A 16,157-nucleotide genomic window follows, 5' to 3' on the forward strand; every position below is an offset into this window, starting at 1 on the left:
GACGTCAACCATGCGGTTTCAAGCGCCAGAAAGCCTTTCCGAGCAGATCGCCCAGCACCTGGGGCAGCAGATTATTGTCGGCCAGCTACGCCCGGGCGACCGGATCCAGGAATTGCGGATCGCCGGTGAGCTGGACGTCAGTCGGGGATCGGTCCGGGAAGCGCTGCTCATTCTGGAGCGGCGCTACCTGATCGAGATTTTCCCTCGCAAAGGGGCCGTGGTTTCGCAGTTGACGCCACAGCTGGTCAACAGCCTCTACGACATCTACATCGAACTGCTGGGGATGCTGGCGCGGCGGTTGATCGAGACGACCGAAGGGGCGGATCTGGTGCCTCTGGTGGAGCAGGTTCGCAAGCTGGATGCGATGATCGAATCCGGCGAGCCGTCCCGGGAAAGCATTATCGATAATGGCTTCGAAGTCATGCGGCGGGCCTATCACATCGTCGACAACCCGTTCCTGGAAGAGACGCTGGAAAACTTCCGGCCGGCGATCAGTCGCACGTACTATCTGGCCATGGACCATTTCCGGGGCGAGGTGGCCGAGACCCGGCGCTTTTTCCGGTCGCTGGCAGCCGCGGCGGCTGAGCGGGACAGTACAGCGCTGGTACGCAGCATCCAGCAGTTTGGCGAGCACCAGCGTGCATTGGTGCTCAAGACCCTCGACATGGACAATGACGCTGCCCGTCAGGGATAAGCAGCAGGCAATGACAGAGCAGGTTAGCGGGCCGATATGCGTCTAAAATCGATCAAACTCGCCGGTTTCAAATCCTTCGTGGACCCCACCACGGTGCCGTTTCCATCGAACATGACCGCGGTGGTGGGACCGAACGGCTGTGGCAAGTCCAACATCATCGACGCCGTCCGTTGGGTCATGGGGGAAAGCTCCGCCAAGTACCTGCGCGGTGAGTCCATGACCGACGTCATCTTCAATGGCTCCAGTGCCCGCAAGCCGGTCGGGCAGGCGTCCATCGAACTGGTCTTCGACAATTCCGACGGCTCCGCGCCGGGGCAGCACGCGGCGTTTACCGAAATTTCCGTCAAACGCCGGGTGACCCGGGAAGGACAGTCCGAGTATTTCCTCAACGGCACCAAGTGCCGCCGGCGCGACATTACCGACCTGTTCCTGGGCACCGGTCTGGGGCCACGCAGCTACGCCATCATCGAGCAGGGCATGATTTCCCGCCTGATTGAAGCGAAGCCTGAAGAACTGCGGGTTTACATCGAGGAAGCGGCGGGTATTTCCAAATACAAGGAACGCCGCCGGGAAACCGAGAACCGCATCCGTCGCACCACCGAAAACCTGGAACGCCTCACCGACTTGCGGGACGAGCTGGATCGTCAACTCCAGCACCTGCAGCGACAGGCCCAGGCGGCGGAGCGCTACAAGGCCCTGAAGCAGGAAGAGCGACAGAAAAAGGCCGAGCTGACCGTGTTGCGCTGGCAGGCCCTCGATGCCGACCTGCAAACCGCCCGGGAAAAGATCCGCGAAACCGAGTTGGAACTGGAGCGACTGCTGACCGAACGCGTCAGTCTGGAAACCCGCCTGGAAGGCCTGCGGGAAGACCATCAGGACCGCACCGAACATTTTAATCGCGCCCAGGCCCGCTACTACGAGGCCGGCGCGGACATTGCCCGGATCGAGCAGAGCCTTGAACACCAGCGCGAACGCTCCCGCCAGATGGCGACCGAGCTCGACCAGGCCCTGGCCAACCAGCGGGAACTGGCCGAGGAGCTGGGCGCTGATGAAGAAAAACTGAACAGCGCGGCGGAAGAGCTGGCCATGCTGGAGCCCGAACGGGAAGAACTCGCCGCCAAGTCCGAAACATCGGCGGAATCCCTGCACGCGGCCGAGCAGGCCATGAGCGACTGGCAGCAGGAATGGGAAGGCTTCAGCAGCCGGTCCGCCGAAGCGCGCCAGCGGGCGGAGCTGGCCCAGTCCCGCATCCGTTCGACCGAGGACGCCATAGAAAGCCTGAAAACCCGGCTGCAACGTCTGCTGGATGAGCGCCAGCTGCTGGAAGGGCAGATCCAGCGGGACGAGCTGGACAGCCTCCGCGAACAGCGGGAGATCCTGCAGATGCGGCGTGAAGAGGCGCAAGAGCAGATCGAATCGGCCAACGCCGAACTCCAGGACGCCCGCGACCAGCAACTGGATGCTGAAAGCGCCAGCAATGAGCTGCGCGAGCAGCTCCAGACTGCCAAGGCCAACCTGACCTCACAGGAGGCTCTGCTGGCCGAACAATTGGGCAGCAATGACGATGCGCTCCAGGACTGGCTCCACACCCAGCAGTTGAGTGAGAAGCCGCGTTATGCCCAGCAGATCAAGGCCTCCGGCGATTGGGCGTTCGCCGTGGAACAGGTGCTGGGCAGCTTTACCCAGAGCGTTTGCGTCGATTCCGTCGATTTTCTCCGCGACACCCTGGGAGAGGCGCCCCGTGGGCTATCGCTGATGGCCGCGACCGATCAGACCGTGGGCGGCAGCGCCGGCCGTTTGTCGGCGGAAGTGAACAACGCGGGTGGTCTCGGTGGATTCCTGGATACGATCCATGCAGCCGAGACACTGGATGACGCGTTGGCGCTGCGCGATCGCCTCGCCCCGCACGAATCCATTGTAACCCGCGACGGTGTCTGGCTGGGCCGCCACTGGCTCAAGACTCCGGAGTCCGCTGAGGGGCAGGTGGGTGTGATCGCCCGCCAGGAAAAGGTCGATACCCTCACAGCCGAAGTGGAAGAACTGACCGCCCGGTGGGATGAAGCCAGCGAACGTCTGGCCGAGCTCAAGGAGCGGACCCAAGATGCCGAGCTGCGTCGTGACGACGCCCAGCAGCAGCTTTCCGGCGCGGACCGGGAACTGAGCGATGTGGCCTCGAAGCTGAGCGGCCTTGAGGCTCGGGCCGAGCAGATTGAATCCCGTCTCGTACGTATCGACGACGATACCGCCGACGTGCGCGAACAGCAGGAAGAAGAGCTTGGCAAGCTCGAGGAAATCCGGGCCGTCTGGCAGGACGCGCTGAACGCCACCGAAGATCACGCCAACGAAAAGGAATCCCTGCTCAGTCGCCGGGATTCATTGCGCGAGAAACTGGACGGCATGCGCCATCAGGCCCGCCACGACCGGGATCATGCGCACCAGGTGGAATTGCAGATCCAGTCCCTGCAGAGTCAGCACGACGGCCTCAAGCAGACCCTGGACCGCATGCAGCTGCAGAAGGAGCGGCTGGAAGAGCGCATCATGGTGCTGCGTGAGAATCGGGAGGTCGCCGAGGAACCGATCGAAGACCTGTCTCTGCAGCTGGAAGGTTTGCTGGACCGCCGATTGGCCGAAGAAGAAAAGCTGGGTGGCGCACGGGATGCGCTGGAAGAGATCGACCGTGAAGTGCGGGAGCTGGAACAGAACCGCAGCCGCGTCGAACACCGGATCCAGGACGTCCGCGCCAGCCTGGAAAAGGTCAAGATGGAGTCCCAGGCCCTCGAGATTCGCGCCGGCAACCACGTGGAGCAGTTGCAGGAACTCAACGTCCGACTGGCGGAAGTGATCGAGACCCTGCCGGAGGATGCCACGGAGAAAGCCTGGGCCGAAGAACTGGAGAAAATCGGCAACCGGATCCAGCGGTTGGGCGCCATCAACCTGGCGGCCATCGACGAATACCAGGTCCAGAGTGAGCGCAAGACCTATCTGGACACCCAGCACACCGACCTCGTCGAGGCGCTGGAGACCCTGGAGTCTGCCATCCGCAAGATCGACCGAGAAACCCGTCAGCGCTTCAAGGAAACCTTCGACAAGGTCAACGGCGGCCTGCAGGCCCTGTTCCCGAAGGTCTTTGGCGGCGGCAGTGCCTACCTGGAGCTGACCGGCGAGGACCTGTTGGAAACCGGCGTCGCCATCATGGCCCGACCGCCGGGCAAGAAGAACAGCACCATCCACCTGCTGTCGGGTGGCGAGAAGGCCCTGACGGCGATCGCGCTGGTGTTCTCGATCTTCCAGCTCAACCCGGCGCCGTTCTGTATGCTGGACGAGGTGGACGCGCCGCTGGACGACGCCAACGTGGGCCGGTATGCCAATATGGTGAAGGAGATGGCCTCGCAGGTGCAGTTCATCTACATCACCCACAACAAGATCGCTATGGAAATGGCCGACCAGTTGATGGGGGTCACCATGCACGAGCCGGGTTGTTCGCGTCTCGTCTCGGTGGATGTGGAAGAGGCAGCCGCTCTGGCGGAAGCCTGATCGCCGCGTTGTCGGTATCCGGGCGAAGGTGAAAGGGCCAGATTGTCAAAATTATGCCGCCTATGATGACAATCCGGCCATGTGGCCGGGCGGCGCGTTGTATTCCTGACGGTCATTGCTTAGAGTATTCGGGAGCCGAGAGCGCCGGCAGGGCACGATAGGACACTGTTTGCACACCTGTAATCCCTGTAACCCGTATTCCCGGAAAGACGTGACGCAACCAGACGGATTAAGAAGAAAGAACAGGACTGCATTTTATGTCTCTGCGTGAATGGTTAATTGCCATTGGGGCCCTGATCATCCTGGGGATCGTGATCGACGGAGTACGTCGCATGCGTCGTGCCCGCCAGGAAGCGGCCGCGATCTCCTCAGGCATGGGCGCCGACGACATCGAATCGTCCCCCATCGATGAAGAATTCAATCCGGAGCTGCCGAATGGCGGTTCCCGTCCGATCACCCGGGAGACGCTGGAAGAACGGGGCTATGTCCGCAGATCGGGGAAATCCCGCTTCGCGTCGCCGCCGCAAAAGCCGACCCGTCCGGTCGTAGCCGACCAACCGAATCGAACCTCTGAAGAAGAGTCTGAGGCGCCGTCGTCCTGGCAGCCGTCCGATATGGGCCGCGAGCGGGCGGAAGAGCTGGAGGAGCCCATCGAGCACATGAGTGCGTTCGATGAGTCCCAGGAACGTTTTGAGGAAGCCTGGGAAGGGGACAGCTGGGATACCGCCGAACCGGAGCCGGAGCGAGATCAACAACCCGGGTTTGAGCCTGAGGCGGAACCCGAGCCAGAGCCGGAGCCTCCTGTCGCACGACACATTGAAGTGGAGGAAGCGCCCGACGTCGAGGATGAGGTGGCGGTCGAACCGGCAACCCGTCCAACTCAACGGGACGATGGGGCGCCCCTGGCCGGCGCCAACCGCCCGGATGCCCAGGAAGTGATCGTCATCAACGTGCTGGCCCGCCAACAGAAGGCGTTCGATGGCACGGCATTGCGCAAGTTATTCGAAGGGTGCGGTCTGGAGTTCGGTGATATGGAGATCTACCACCGTCACGAAGAGAGCGACACCCGCAGCCCGGTCCAGTTCAGCGTGGCCAATGCGGTTGAGCCCGGCACCTTCCGCGACCAGGATCTGGACGGCATGGAAACCCCGGGCATCAGCTTCTTCATGAGCATGCCGGGACCGTCGGACTCCCTGAAGGCGTTCGAGTTCATGGTGGAAACGGCCCAGTGCGTCGTGCACAACCTGGGCGGGGAGCTCAAGGACGAACGTCGCAGCGTGATGACGCCGCAGACCATCGAGCACTGTCGACAACGCATCCGCGAGTTTGAGCGCAAGCGCCGCTCCCAGCGGGTGGGATGACACCGACGTCGAGCACGAAAGAGTATGTCATAATGCCCGGTTTTCACCGGGCATTTTTGTAACAGGCGGAGACACATGGCAGACAAGGCGACCCAGCGCATCGAGCAGTTGCGGGAACAGATTAACGATCACAACTACCGTTACTACGTTCTGGACGAGCCGGCCGTTCCCGATGCCACCTACGACCGCCTGATGCGCGAACTCCAGCAGCTCGAAGCCGAGCATCCCGAACTCGTAACGGCGGATTCGCCCACCCAGCGTGTCGGCGCCATGCCGTCGAACACCTTTGCCGAAGTGACCCATCGGGTCCCCATGTTGTCGCTGGATAACGCGTTCAGTGCCGAGGAAATGACCGATTTCGATCGCCGGGTGCGGGATCGCCTGCAGCGGGAAGAGCCCGTGGAGTATGTGGCTGAGCCCAAGCTGGACGGTCTGGCGGTGAGCCTGCATTACCAGGATGGCGTCCTGGATCGAGCGGCGACCCGGGGTGACGGCTACACCGGTGAGGACATCACGGCCAATATCCGGACGATTCCGTCAGTGCCTCTCAGGTTGCGCGGGGAAGGTTATCCGGCTGAGCTGGAAGTGCGCGGCGAGGTCTACATGCCCAAGGCCGGCTTCGAGAAGCTGAACCGGGACCTGGCCGATCGCGGTGAGAAAACCTTCGTCAATCCCCGCAATGCCGCCGCTGGCAGCCTGCGTCAGAAGGATGCCCGGGTGACGGCGCGCCGTCCGCTGGAACTCTGCACCTACAGCGTCGCCGTCGAGGATGAAAGCCTGCTGCCCGACAACCACTGGGACGGCATGCAGAAGCTGAAAGAGTGGGGTTTCCGTATCAATCCTGAGATGCGCAAGGCAGTCGGCGTCAAGGCGTGTCAGGAGGCGTACGAAGACCTTATGGCGCGCCGCAACGATCTGGCCTACGAGATCGACGGCATTGTCTTCAAGGTGAACGATCTCGCCCTGCAACGGGAGCTGGGCTTCGTCTCCCGGGCGCCGCGCTGGGCCATTGCCCACAAGTTTCCGGCGCAGGAAGAAATGACTGTCGTTGAGGCGGTGGAATTCCAGGTCGGGCGTACCGGTGCGGTGACCCCGGTCGCTCGGCTCAAGCCGGTTTTTGTCGGGGGCGTCACGGTGAGCAACGCCACCCTGCACAACATGGACGAAATCGAGCGTCTGGATCTGCATGTGGGCGACACCGTGTTTATCCGCCGGGCCGGCGATGTGATACCGCAAGTGGTCAAGGTGGTGGCCGAGAAACGCCCCGCCAACGCGGAAGCGGTGAAGCGGCCCGAGCATTGTCCCGTGTGCGGGTCCGAAGTGGTTCAGCTAGAGGGCGAGGTGGTTGCCCGCTGTACCGGCGGTCTCTACTGTGGCGCCCAGCAGCGCGAAGCCATTCGCCACTATGGTTCGCGCCGGGCCCTGGACATCGAAGGGTTGGGCGAGAAGTGGATCGATATCCTGGTGGAGCGGGGCATGGTGAAGACCGTCGCCGATCTCTATTCGCTGACGGTCGACGACCTCAAGACCCTTGACCGTATGGGTGAAAAGTCGGCGAGCAACCTCGTCAACGCCATCGCCGAGTCCAAGCACCCGGAACTGTGGCGGTTTATCTACGCCCTGGGTATCCGTGAAGTCGGCGAGGCCACGGCCAAGGGGCTGGCGTCCCACTTTGGCGATTTGCCACCGATCATGGAAGCCGATGAAGAGGCCTTGCAGGACGTGCCGGACGTGGGCCCGGTAGTGGCCGGTCACATTCGTCTGTTTTTCGAGCAGCCGCATAACCAGGAAATTCTGGAGGCCCTGAAAGCGGCCGGCGTGCAGTGGCAGACGCTGGAGCCGTCAGCTTCTCCGAAACCCCTGAAAGGACAGACCTTCGTCCTGACCGGTACTCTCTCGGAGATGACCCGGGAAGACGCCAAGGAGCGACTGGAGGCGTTGGGTGCCAAGGTGTCCGGGAGTGTGTCCAAGAAAACCAGCCAGGTGGTCTTCGGTGAGGCGGCGGGATCCAAGCTGACCAAGGCGGAATCCCTGGGTGTTCCGGTCATGGACGAAGCTGCCTTCATTGCTTTCCTGAAGGAGCAGGAAGGGTAAGGCGAGTGAAACCTCCTCGAGGTCACGAAATCCGTGGATTCGAGGTTGTGGCCTCCTGGACCCCTCCATTCTGAGAACTCGTGCAGATTGCGCGGATCGCATTTTCATTACCATGACGTTGGTGTGTAACGGCCTGTAACCCGTTCGGGTATGGCCGTTGTCGCGCAAAGACAACAACAACGTCGGTAAATGGATTTCTGCATGCGAGCCAGCACGATCTTGCGGTCCGAACTTCCCCAAACCCCGCGATCCGTAACGAATACAACATCAAGACGCTCCCGATGGTCAGCGGTGGGCATCGTCCTGATCCCCGCCATCATGGCGCTGGCGGGCTGTAAGACCGAAAAATCCCCCGACAATCCCACGGTTTTGGGCACGCCCGCGAAAACGGCTTATCTGGGCGTGGAGTATTACTACAACTTCGGCGCCTATGGCGGCGATGCCATCCTCGATTACTCGCTGACCAACGCACCGCCCTGGCTGGCCATGGAAGACACCAGCAACAAGGCACGCGAGGGCATCATCATCCGCGGCGTGCCGGGGGTAACCGGCGGCAACCGTGGAGAAGCGGACCTGGGGACCACCAACGATATCAACCTGACCGCAACCGATGGTTCCCGGGTCGGCGTCCAACCGTTTGATATCGAAGTGAAGCAGAATATGGTGACAATGTCTTCTGAGCCTTTCACCGAAGGTGCGCGTTCGGAAGATGTAGACGGGGCGGGCGACGATGAGACTTGTGCCATGCCTCCCATGGAGGGCAATGGTCTTCATCAGATCACTTACGACACATTTAACGTAGACGGTTCCGTTAAGGGAACTAAGACCGAGACGTTGAATACGTACCCTGTCATTGTCCGCGTCCAGCTAGCACAACCCTCTGTGCAAACCACCAAGATAGCATTCGAGTTACGTTCGAACTTTGATCCCTCCAACTGTGATGGCGGAGCAAGTTCTGGGCAGGAATGCGAGTTTTCATTGCGCAACCGAGAAGAAGCTCAGTTGAGCAAAGACGTCGTCCTGGCAGGTAATATGAATAATAGCGACGGGAAAGAACGTCTGCCGCAACCTGGCTATGTCGACGTCATTGACGAGACCTCGGGTGTTCTGACGATTGATCGTGGCAAGACAGAATGTTTCATTCGCCTTGAAGTGGTCGATGACAGGTTCGCCGAACCGACTGAGCGTTTTGAGCTTGCTTTGACAGAAGTTCGTCAGGGACTGGTAGCGCTAGGTAGTGATGACGAGGTTAAAGAGCCATTGTCTATCGTTGATAACCAGCCTGCCGTCACCTTTCAGAGTGTTACGGGGCAAAGTGCGACGGCGGTAACAGAAGGGAGTGCCCAGCGCGTTTTGGCGGTGTTGGATCGAAAGGAGGCGTCCCCGAAAGCGTCGTATAAGGTGCGACTCACAAATGATACGGATAAAGCAACGGCCACCGACCCAGATTACGAGTTTCTCGTGTCTGATGGCGCTGAGCCGCCCCATTTTAGTTTGATAAATGAGCTGAATTTCGGTGCGGGCGTCAATACCGTCGAATTCTTTGTGCATGCTGTTGACGATTCATCGGCGCCACCGGCCTCGGAAGATCCGGCTGGCGATGGTCCCGATAACGACGACGAATATATCAGTGTCGGTGTGGATTCGGACTATCAGGATGGACGAATCAATTACGCAGCCATTGAAGGCAATCTGAAAGTCTGGTTCAACAAAATGAAGGACGCTCTCACGGTCGGAGATGAATCCGTGGGTGTTGTGCCCAGCGATATTGTTGTGGGGGATAGTGGCCGAATATTTGTGGCCAGTTCATTTAAGGATTCCAGTTCGGGAAAATACGATGTTGGTATTTCCATTTTTAATCGGTTTGGAGGGAGCCCAGTTCAAGCCTTTTCGGTTCCAGCAAACAGCGATAGCCGACCGGAACCCAAGCTCGCTTTCATTAGAACGACGGTCGAGGCTGGCGCGGAATCGCGGGTAAGAAATGCCCTGGCGCTTACTTTCGCAACTGATGGTTCTATCGATGGTGGCAGCAATAAAGGCGGTATTGATGAGGCTGTGTATCTCTTCAGACGTGATGCTGGTGATGAAGATTACGTCGAGCGCTGGCGCGGACAGTTTGGTACCAGTGGGAATGATATTCCGCTCTACGTTGGCATTAACTCCAGTAACCGGGTGTTTATCGCCGGTCAGACGACGGGGCGCTGGACCGGCCAAACGCAGGGCGGGGGGCTCGATGTCTACGTCCAGCGTATTGATACTGAAACCAATGAATCGGTGGAGTCTCCAGTTGTAGCCTGGACCAGTCAGCAGGGTTCATCATCCGATGACAGTCTTGCAGGACTCGGCGTCATGAGCTCAACGGCTTATCTCGCTGGCACAACTTTGGGGCAGATAGGATCAGAGACGCCGATTGGAGGGCGGGACCTATTTATTTCTAACTACACTGGAGGGGCAAATTCCTCAGCAACGATTGTTCAAACGGGTACAGATTCTGACGATAGTCTGAATGCAGCGACTATAGTGGATTCCAGAGTATGGATGCTTGGAGACGGAAACTTCGGTTACAACAGCGATGCCTTCTATGGAGATAACAATATACTAGAAGCGAACGATTCCGGAAGCTCGAAAAAAGGTTACGTTTTGTCTTACGACGTCTCGGGTAAGTTTGATGCTGCAATTACGCTCAATGATTCAGAAGATGCTTCGAATGACAGTTTTACGATGATAGCTCCCTTTGACGGTGATGCCATCATTGGCGGGTTTACCGATGGCTCGTTTGTTGAGGGGGGCACACCCGGCATTACTCTAGCCCGAGTTGGGCGGGAAGAGTTTGAGAACGAGGAAGAAGATGAAGATAACCCGGATGAAACGGTTACCTACACTCTGGGCAAATTGAAGGAGGAATTTCGCAGACAGCTCCCTTCGGCTATAGGGAGCAAGGAGCGAGTGTTGAAGATTGCTCCCTACAAGGATGAAAAACTGGCGGTTTTGTTCTCCAATGAAGAATCTGGTAATAGGATCTATCAAATACAGCTGATCAACGGTGACGGACAGCTGTTAACTAATCGCTAGCTAGTATCGATCTGGGGAATATTATACCTCCCCCTCCTGAACGCTGTTTTCCGCATACAGGCGCAGGAAGTCCGTATTGGTCACGATGGCTAGCGGGAGACTCTGTGGGCCGATGACCAGCGCCGCGCTGAGCTGATGGGCAAGCATCAGGCGCGCCAGCTGATGGGCATCGGTTTCGGGAGTGGCCGTCAGGAATGAGGGCAACTCAATGCTCGCAAAGCGGACCAGGCGCTCATCGTCATGGTGCTGATGCAGCCAGTTGAGAATCCACCGGTCGTCGACCAGGCCGGCCACCGCGTCTTCTGATGTGATCACCAAGTGGTGCACGTCGTGGCGCCGCATTTCCTGGAGGCCATCGGCCAACGTGGCGCCGGCAGGCAGTGAGAAAAGGGTGTCGGAGGCCATGCGGGAGACCGGCAGGTAGCCGCCGGGCCCGTCCGAGTCAGACTGGGCCTGTTCGCCGTATTCGGAAATGGCTCGCTTGACGGCCGCCTCTTGCTGACGGCTCCGGGTGGGATCGACCGGTTCGTTGCGGCTTTCGTGGGTCGGCTGACTCTCGTTGAGTTCATCGACCACCCCGATGGACTGTCCCCGGGCAGCCTCGGGCAGCCGGGTGGGCTGGGGCCTTCCCGGCTCGGTGACAAATATGGGCATTGGCCATCCTCGCAAACTGCTGGTAGACCCTATTTAATCACACCGGGCCCTCTAACAGGTTATCGGCCGATCGTTGCAAATGTGAATTACTTTATCGTAACAATGCGCAACTTGCCGGATGGCGGGGATTTTTCATTCGGGCGACAGGCAGCGCTCCAGAGACAGCCGGGCGCTCAGCGACTCGGGTAGACACATCGGTTGACCGGTGATCCGGTCCACCAGCCATTCCGCCAATAGCGGGGCAAACGCGAAGCCCTTGCTACCGAGTCCGGTCAGCACGTACAGGCCATCCTGCTCGGCGTCGACAGAACCGACCACGGGCTGATAGTCGTGCGTCGTGCAGCGGAAACTGGTGCGCCCGGTCAGGGCGTCGACCGACGGAGGCGCGCCTTGGCGCCAGATGTTGGGCAGCCAGCTCCCCAGCTTTTCGATATTGTCCTGGTGGGACGAGGAGCGCACGCCGGGATCGCTGTCTTTCAGGTCAAACGTGGCTCCCGTCACCGCATATCCCCGATGAACAGGGTTGATGTAGCTTTGGCCGCAGAGGACCACGCCGGGGTTGTTCAGGAGGTCCGACGGCAACTGCGTTACCTGGCCGCGAATGGCGCGGAACCGGTACCGGGCGGGCCCGGGCAGCACATCGCCCACCTCATGCCCTCCAGTGACCACCACGTCTCGCGCCTGCCACTGACGGCCGCGTTGATCACTGAGGTGCCAGACGCCGTCGCGGGCGGTTATGTCGGTGACCTCGCATCCGAATTCACAGGTGATGCGTGGGTGCTCAAGCAGGGCGGTACACACGTTAACCGGCTCCAACCAACCGCTCGAGGGAAACCAGAGGCCGTCGTGGGTGATCGGACAGCCGGCCAGCTCACTGGCTTCGGCCGCGGAGACCGGGCGCAGGATGGCCTCCGGAAAGTCATTGCGATCGAGGAACCGGGCTTGCCGGGATTTTTCCTGTTCGGTGGTGGCGAGCTGCAGCAGGCCGTCGGGATGCCAGAATGACGCCGGCGCACATGGCCGTGCATAGCGGGTGTAGGTGCGCTGGGCGTGCAGCAGGGCATGCAGCGCCAGCTGGGTTTCCGGGCCATAATCGACGCCGAGTTTGACATAAAGTGCGGCCTGGGGGTTGCCGGAGGCGCCATCCGCCGGGCCTGGGCCTTTTGATAACACCCGCACAGTGCGGCCCCGATCGGCCAGGTTTCGGGCCACCAGCGACGCGGCGATGCCGGCGCCAATCACCAGGACTTCGCCATCGGCGCCTTCGGGATTGGTGCGTTTCGACGTCTGCTTTCCGTCATCTGTCAGCTCGCCGGCCAGCATCTCCCGTTTGCGTCCGAATCCGGGCACCTTGCGCACAGTAAAGCCTTCCGCCTTGAGCGCGCGACGAACGGCGCCGACGGCCGTGAAGGTGGCAAAGGTGGTGCCCGGCTGGCTGTGGTCGGCGACGGACCGGATCAGGCTTTCCGCCCAGAGGTCCGGGTTCAGGGCCGGTGCGAAACCATCGAGAAACCAGGCGTCGGCCTGAAAGGTGAGCGCTTGCCAGGCGTCCTGCGCCTCCCCGAAATACAGGGTGAGCCGAACCCGGCCTTCGTCAAACACCAGGCGATGGACGCCGGTGACCAGGGGTGGATACTCGGCCAGCAGGTCGTTCGCCAGCGGCGCCAATTCCGGCCACAGTGCCAACGCCTGCTGCAGGTCGGCCCGGGTAAGCGGGAAGCGTTCCACGGACACGAAGTGGAACTGCGCGTCGTCCGGCGCCTCCTCCCGCCACGCCTGCCAGGATGCGAGGAAATTGAGCCCGGTACCGAAGCCGGTCTCGGCAACGACGAACGTGGCGTCACCGGAGAGGGCGCGGAAACGCTCCTCCAGCCGGTTATGGCCCAAAAACACGTAACGGGTTTCCTCCAGGCCATTTTCCCGGCTGAAGTAAACGTCGCCAAAGCGCTTGGAGACCGGTTGCCCATCGCGCCATTCCAGATCAGCCGACTCAATCGCCGGCGGGCGAAGGGTGGCTGACATCGACGGTGCCCCGGACATCAGGGCTTGGCGTCCTGGTCAGGCTCGATCACGGTGGCGGAGCGGATCACGACCGGCGTCTCGGGAACGTCGGCCATGCCGGACTGCCGTTCGGTCGGCACATTGCCGATGGCGTCGACGGCGCCCATCCCGTCGGTGACGGTGCCGAAGACGGTGTAGCCAGCGCCACGAACCCCCTTGTCGAGAAAGTGATTGTCGACCAGGTTGATAAAGAACTGCGAGGTGGCCGAGTCGGGATCGTTGGTTCGCGCCATGGCAACGGAGCCGCGCACATTACCGAACGTCTCGCTGGCTTCGTTGGGTACCGGAGCACGGGTGGTCTTACGGCTCAGGTCGGCCGTGAAACCGCCGCCCTGGACCATAAAGCTGGGAATGACCCGATGAAAGACGGTGCCGTCGTAGTACCCGGCCTTCACGTATTCCAGGAAATTGGCCACGGTCTTCGGCGCCACGTCCGGTCGCAGGCGGATGGTCACAACGCCCTCGGTGGTATCGAGGCGGACCTGAGGAAATGAATTCTGATCGCTGTTCGCTGCCTGAACGCCTGTGACCAATCCTGTGGCCAGGATCAGTGCAATCAATCCTCGAAGGAAGATCACACCATAGGGATATTTAACGTTGTTTTTGAGGGTGAGACTCGTCAAGACAGGATCCTCATGCTTTGATCAGGGTGCCGGGCAGTTTATCAGATTTCCACGGCTGTTAAGGGAAATCAGCCGCTTGCAGGATGCTCGCGGATTGTCACGAAACGCTCGTGATGGGTTACCGACCCGGCGTTATAAAAACAATGACAACAAACAGGCGCGCTTTGCTCACCGGGCGTTACGTATCGATTCGATCAGTTTCTGTACAGGTGCGTAATCCCGATCCATGCTTTGCGTGGGCTGATACAGCGAACGCGAGAGTCGGCAGGCTGGCCTGAGACTTGCCGGCATCGTGAGCGGTTTCGCAGATCGTTGATGCGCGTCGAGCCACACGGAGGAAACAGGTGAAGAACACTCAGGGTTATCAGGAAAAGTCCCGACTTGGGCGACTCCTCGTCAATCGCGGTCACATCAGTGAAGCGCAACTGGAACAGGCGCTGGAACAGCAGCGTGCATCCGGCGCATTGCTCGGTGAGGTTCTGGTGGCCGCCGGTTGGGTCAGCGAACGGGATCTGTCCCGGGCCTTGCGCCAGCAGCGTCACTACCGGCGTGCCGCCGCTGTCGTGGCGATGGTGGCGTTACCGCTGCAGCCGGTGGTCACGCTGGCATCAGCGACACCGGAGAAGGCCGAAGGCGCCATCACGTCCGATGAAATGCTGCAAAGCAGCGGTTTCCGTCCATTGACCGATGCCGAGATGAGTGGTGTTGCCGGGCAGGGGACCGATGATCTGCTGGCGCGGATCGAACGGGTTGGCCAAATGCCGGATGACGCGGCCCGCGGCGATGAGCAGAAAGCGGATGCGATTGAAGGTCTGAAGCTGGTCACGCACACGTTTGTGCCGGTGCTGAATTTCCTGGACTCCGATCTGACCATCAGCGGCGTGCATTACCGGGACGATGAGCCGAGGCTGGAACTTCTGGCCGATGGTGGTCTGAGGCTGGCGCTGCCGGAGCGTATTGAGAGCGTGGAAATGAACGAGATCCGGGTGTCCGGCACCCGGGGGCCGTCCATGGGGAATGTCAGCCTGCACAACATTCGCTTCTCGCCAGAATCGCATATGACGATCTATACACGGCCATAAGAAGGGCCGTTCCCGGGGCTGAGTTTGTTGTCCAGCCCGGTCTTTCCTTTCCCGGAATGCTTGGCTTATCCCGTCAACGATGCGGTGGCTGACAGGTTGGCGTGTCAGGCGCTTGCCAATACCGTTTTGTGGCTAACGGCCGTGGATTGCCCTTTGGCGCCGTAGAGTTTGGCCTGGTCGGCACAGCCCCGGAAGATTTCCGTCAGACGGCCGAGGCGCTGTTGCAGATTGCCAATGATGCGGCCATTGACCTGATTGAGACGCTGGCAGGCCTTCAGGCGATTCTCGGCTTCGTTCCAGAGCTGGGTGAGCTCTTCAACGCCGGCTGCCCGGATGAAGGTGGAAGGTTGGCCATGCCGGGGATTGAAGCCCATCGCAACCAGCGCGTGGATCTTGCGCTTGGCTCGCTCGCGGACCTCGTTGAGCAGGTGGTTCTTTTCCCGTGTCAGGGCTTCGAGGCCTGCCATGTCCGAGGTCTTGAGCAGTTGTTTCTCTGACGCCAGCAATCCGCCCAGCTGTTCGAGTTGCTGGATGTCTTTGTGGAGCAATGCTTTCAAATCATCGATGGCGGCCATGATCTACTCATCCAAAAATGCTTTTATCCATATCAAGCATTTTCTGGGCCACTTTCTCTGCATCCACCTTGTAGCTGCCATCGGCCAGCGCAGACTTGATCTGCTCGATGCGATCGTCATCCACTTCCGGATAGCTGCTCATCTGCTCTTCCAGTTTCTTCAGATCACGCGCCTGATTGCTCAGGCTGACGTTATCCGGGCGTGAACCCTGGGTGCGAGCCTGTTCGGTCGGCGTCGGTGTCGACGGCGTTTGTGTGTTGGCCTTGCTGGTATTCGTGGAGGTGGTCTTGGAGTTGACCTGGCCGGGGCCAATTCCATTAAAGTCAACTGTCATAACGGTACCTGCGGATAAGTGAGTTAAACCGGTTACAGTTTGTATCGACCGGCTTTAGTGAATCTTTAGCGAA

The 16,157-nt window shown here is 60.2% G+C and carries 11 protein-coding genes; 6 read left to right on the forward strand and 5 right to left on the reverse strand.

What is annotated here, in order from left to right; genetic code table 11:
* Window positions 1-10: 10 nt before the first annotated feature.
* From JL474_RS03010 to JL474_RS03030, 5 genes are all read left to right on the forward strand, one after another.
* Window positions 11-694 carry a GntR family transcriptional regulator gene (locus JL474_RS03010; protein ID WP_123634810.1) on the forward strand — a complete coding sequence of 228 codons (684 nt, stop codon included), beginning with the start codon at window positions 11-13 and terminating at the stop codon, window positions 692-694.
* A 36-nt stretch (window positions 695-730) separates the two neighbouring features.
* Window positions 731-4,228 carry a chromosome segregation protein SMC gene (gene smc / locus JL474_RS03015; protein ID WP_203140859.1) on the forward strand — a complete coding sequence of 1,166 codons (3,498 nt, stop codon included), beginning with the start codon at window positions 731-733 and terminating at the stop codon, window positions 4,226-4,228.
* Between the two features lie 257 nt (window positions 4,229-4,485).
* Entirely contained in the window at window positions 4,486-5,589 is a 1,104-nt protein-coding gene (gene zipA, locus JL474_RS03020) for a cell division protein ZipA (protein ID WP_203140860.1), read from the forward strand.
* 75 nt (window positions 5,590-5,664) lie between these two features.
* Window positions 5,665-7,683: an NAD-dependent DNA ligase LigA gene (gene ligA / locus JL474_RS03025; protein ID WP_203140861.1), complete on the forward strand. Its 2,019-nt coding sequence runs from the start codon at window positions 5,665-5,667 to the stop codon at window positions 7,681-7,683.
* Window positions 7,684-7,974: 291 nt separating this feature from the next.
* Window positions 7,975-10,755: a hypothetical protein gene (locus tag JL474_RS03030; protein WP_203140862.1), complete on the forward strand. Its 2,781-nt coding sequence runs from the start codon at window positions 7,975-7,977 to the stop codon at window positions 10,753-10,755.
* A 21-nt stretch (window positions 10,756-10,776) separates the two neighbouring features.
* Here JL474_RS03030 and JL474_RS03035 read toward each other — a convergent pair whose 3' ends face one another.
* From JL474_RS03035 to JL474_RS03045, 3 genes are all read right to left on the reverse strand, one after another.
* Entirely contained in the window at window positions 10,777-11,409 is a 633-nt protein-coding gene (locus JL474_RS03035) for a CBS domain-containing protein (protein ID WP_203140863.1), read from the reverse strand.
* Between the two features lie 132 nt (window positions 11,410-11,541).
* Entirely contained in the window at window positions 11,542-13,431 is a 1,890-nt protein-coding gene (mnmC, locus tag JL474_RS03040; RefSeq protein WP_203140864.1) for a bifunctional tRNA (5-methylaminomethyl-2-thiouridine)(34)-methyltransferase MnmD/FAD-dependent 5-carboxymethylaminomethyl-2-thiouridine(34) oxidoreductase MnmC, read from the reverse strand.
* 17 nt (window positions 13,432-13,448) lie between these two features.
* Complete coding sequence (locus JL474_RS03045) at window positions 13,449-14,048, reverse strand: peptidylprolyl isomerase (protein ID WP_203141294.1); 600 nt, start codon at window positions 14,046-14,048, stop codon at window positions 13,449-13,451.
* A 389-nt stretch (window positions 14,049-14,437) separates the two neighbouring features.
* On the opposite strand from JL474_RS03045, the gene JL474_RS03050 reads away from it, so the two are divergent.
* Window positions 14,438-15,175 carry a pilus assembly protein PilB gene (locus JL474_RS03050; RefSeq protein ID WP_203140865.1) on the forward strand — a complete coding sequence of 246 codons (738 nt, stop codon included), beginning with the start codon at window positions 14,438-14,440 and terminating at the stop codon, window positions 15,173-15,175.
* A 104-nt stretch (window positions 15,176-15,279) separates the two neighbouring features.
* On the opposite strand, the gene JL474_RS03055 is transcribed toward JL474_RS03050, so the two are convergent.
* Window positions 15,280-15,750, reverse strand: coding sequence for a flagella synthesis protein FlgN (locus JL474_RS03055; RefSeq protein WP_203140866.1), 471 nt, complete (start codon window positions 15,748-15,750; stop codon window positions 15,280-15,282).
* A gap of 7 nt (window positions 15,751-15,757) precedes the next feature.
* Window positions 15,758-16,084 (reverse strand): flagellar biosynthesis anti-sigma factor FlgM, encoded by a 327-nt coding sequence (gene flgM / locus JL474_RS03060; RefSeq protein WP_123634801.1) that lies wholly within the window; start codon window positions 16,082-16,084, stop codon window positions 15,758-15,760.
* Window positions 16,085-16,157 lie beyond the last annotated feature (73 nt).

Source organism: Marinobacter mangrovi (assembly GCF_016798325.1).
Classification (GTDB): Bacteria; Pseudomonadota; Gammaproteobacteria; order Pseudomonadales; family Oleiphilaceae; genus Marinobacter_A; species Marinobacter_A mangrovi.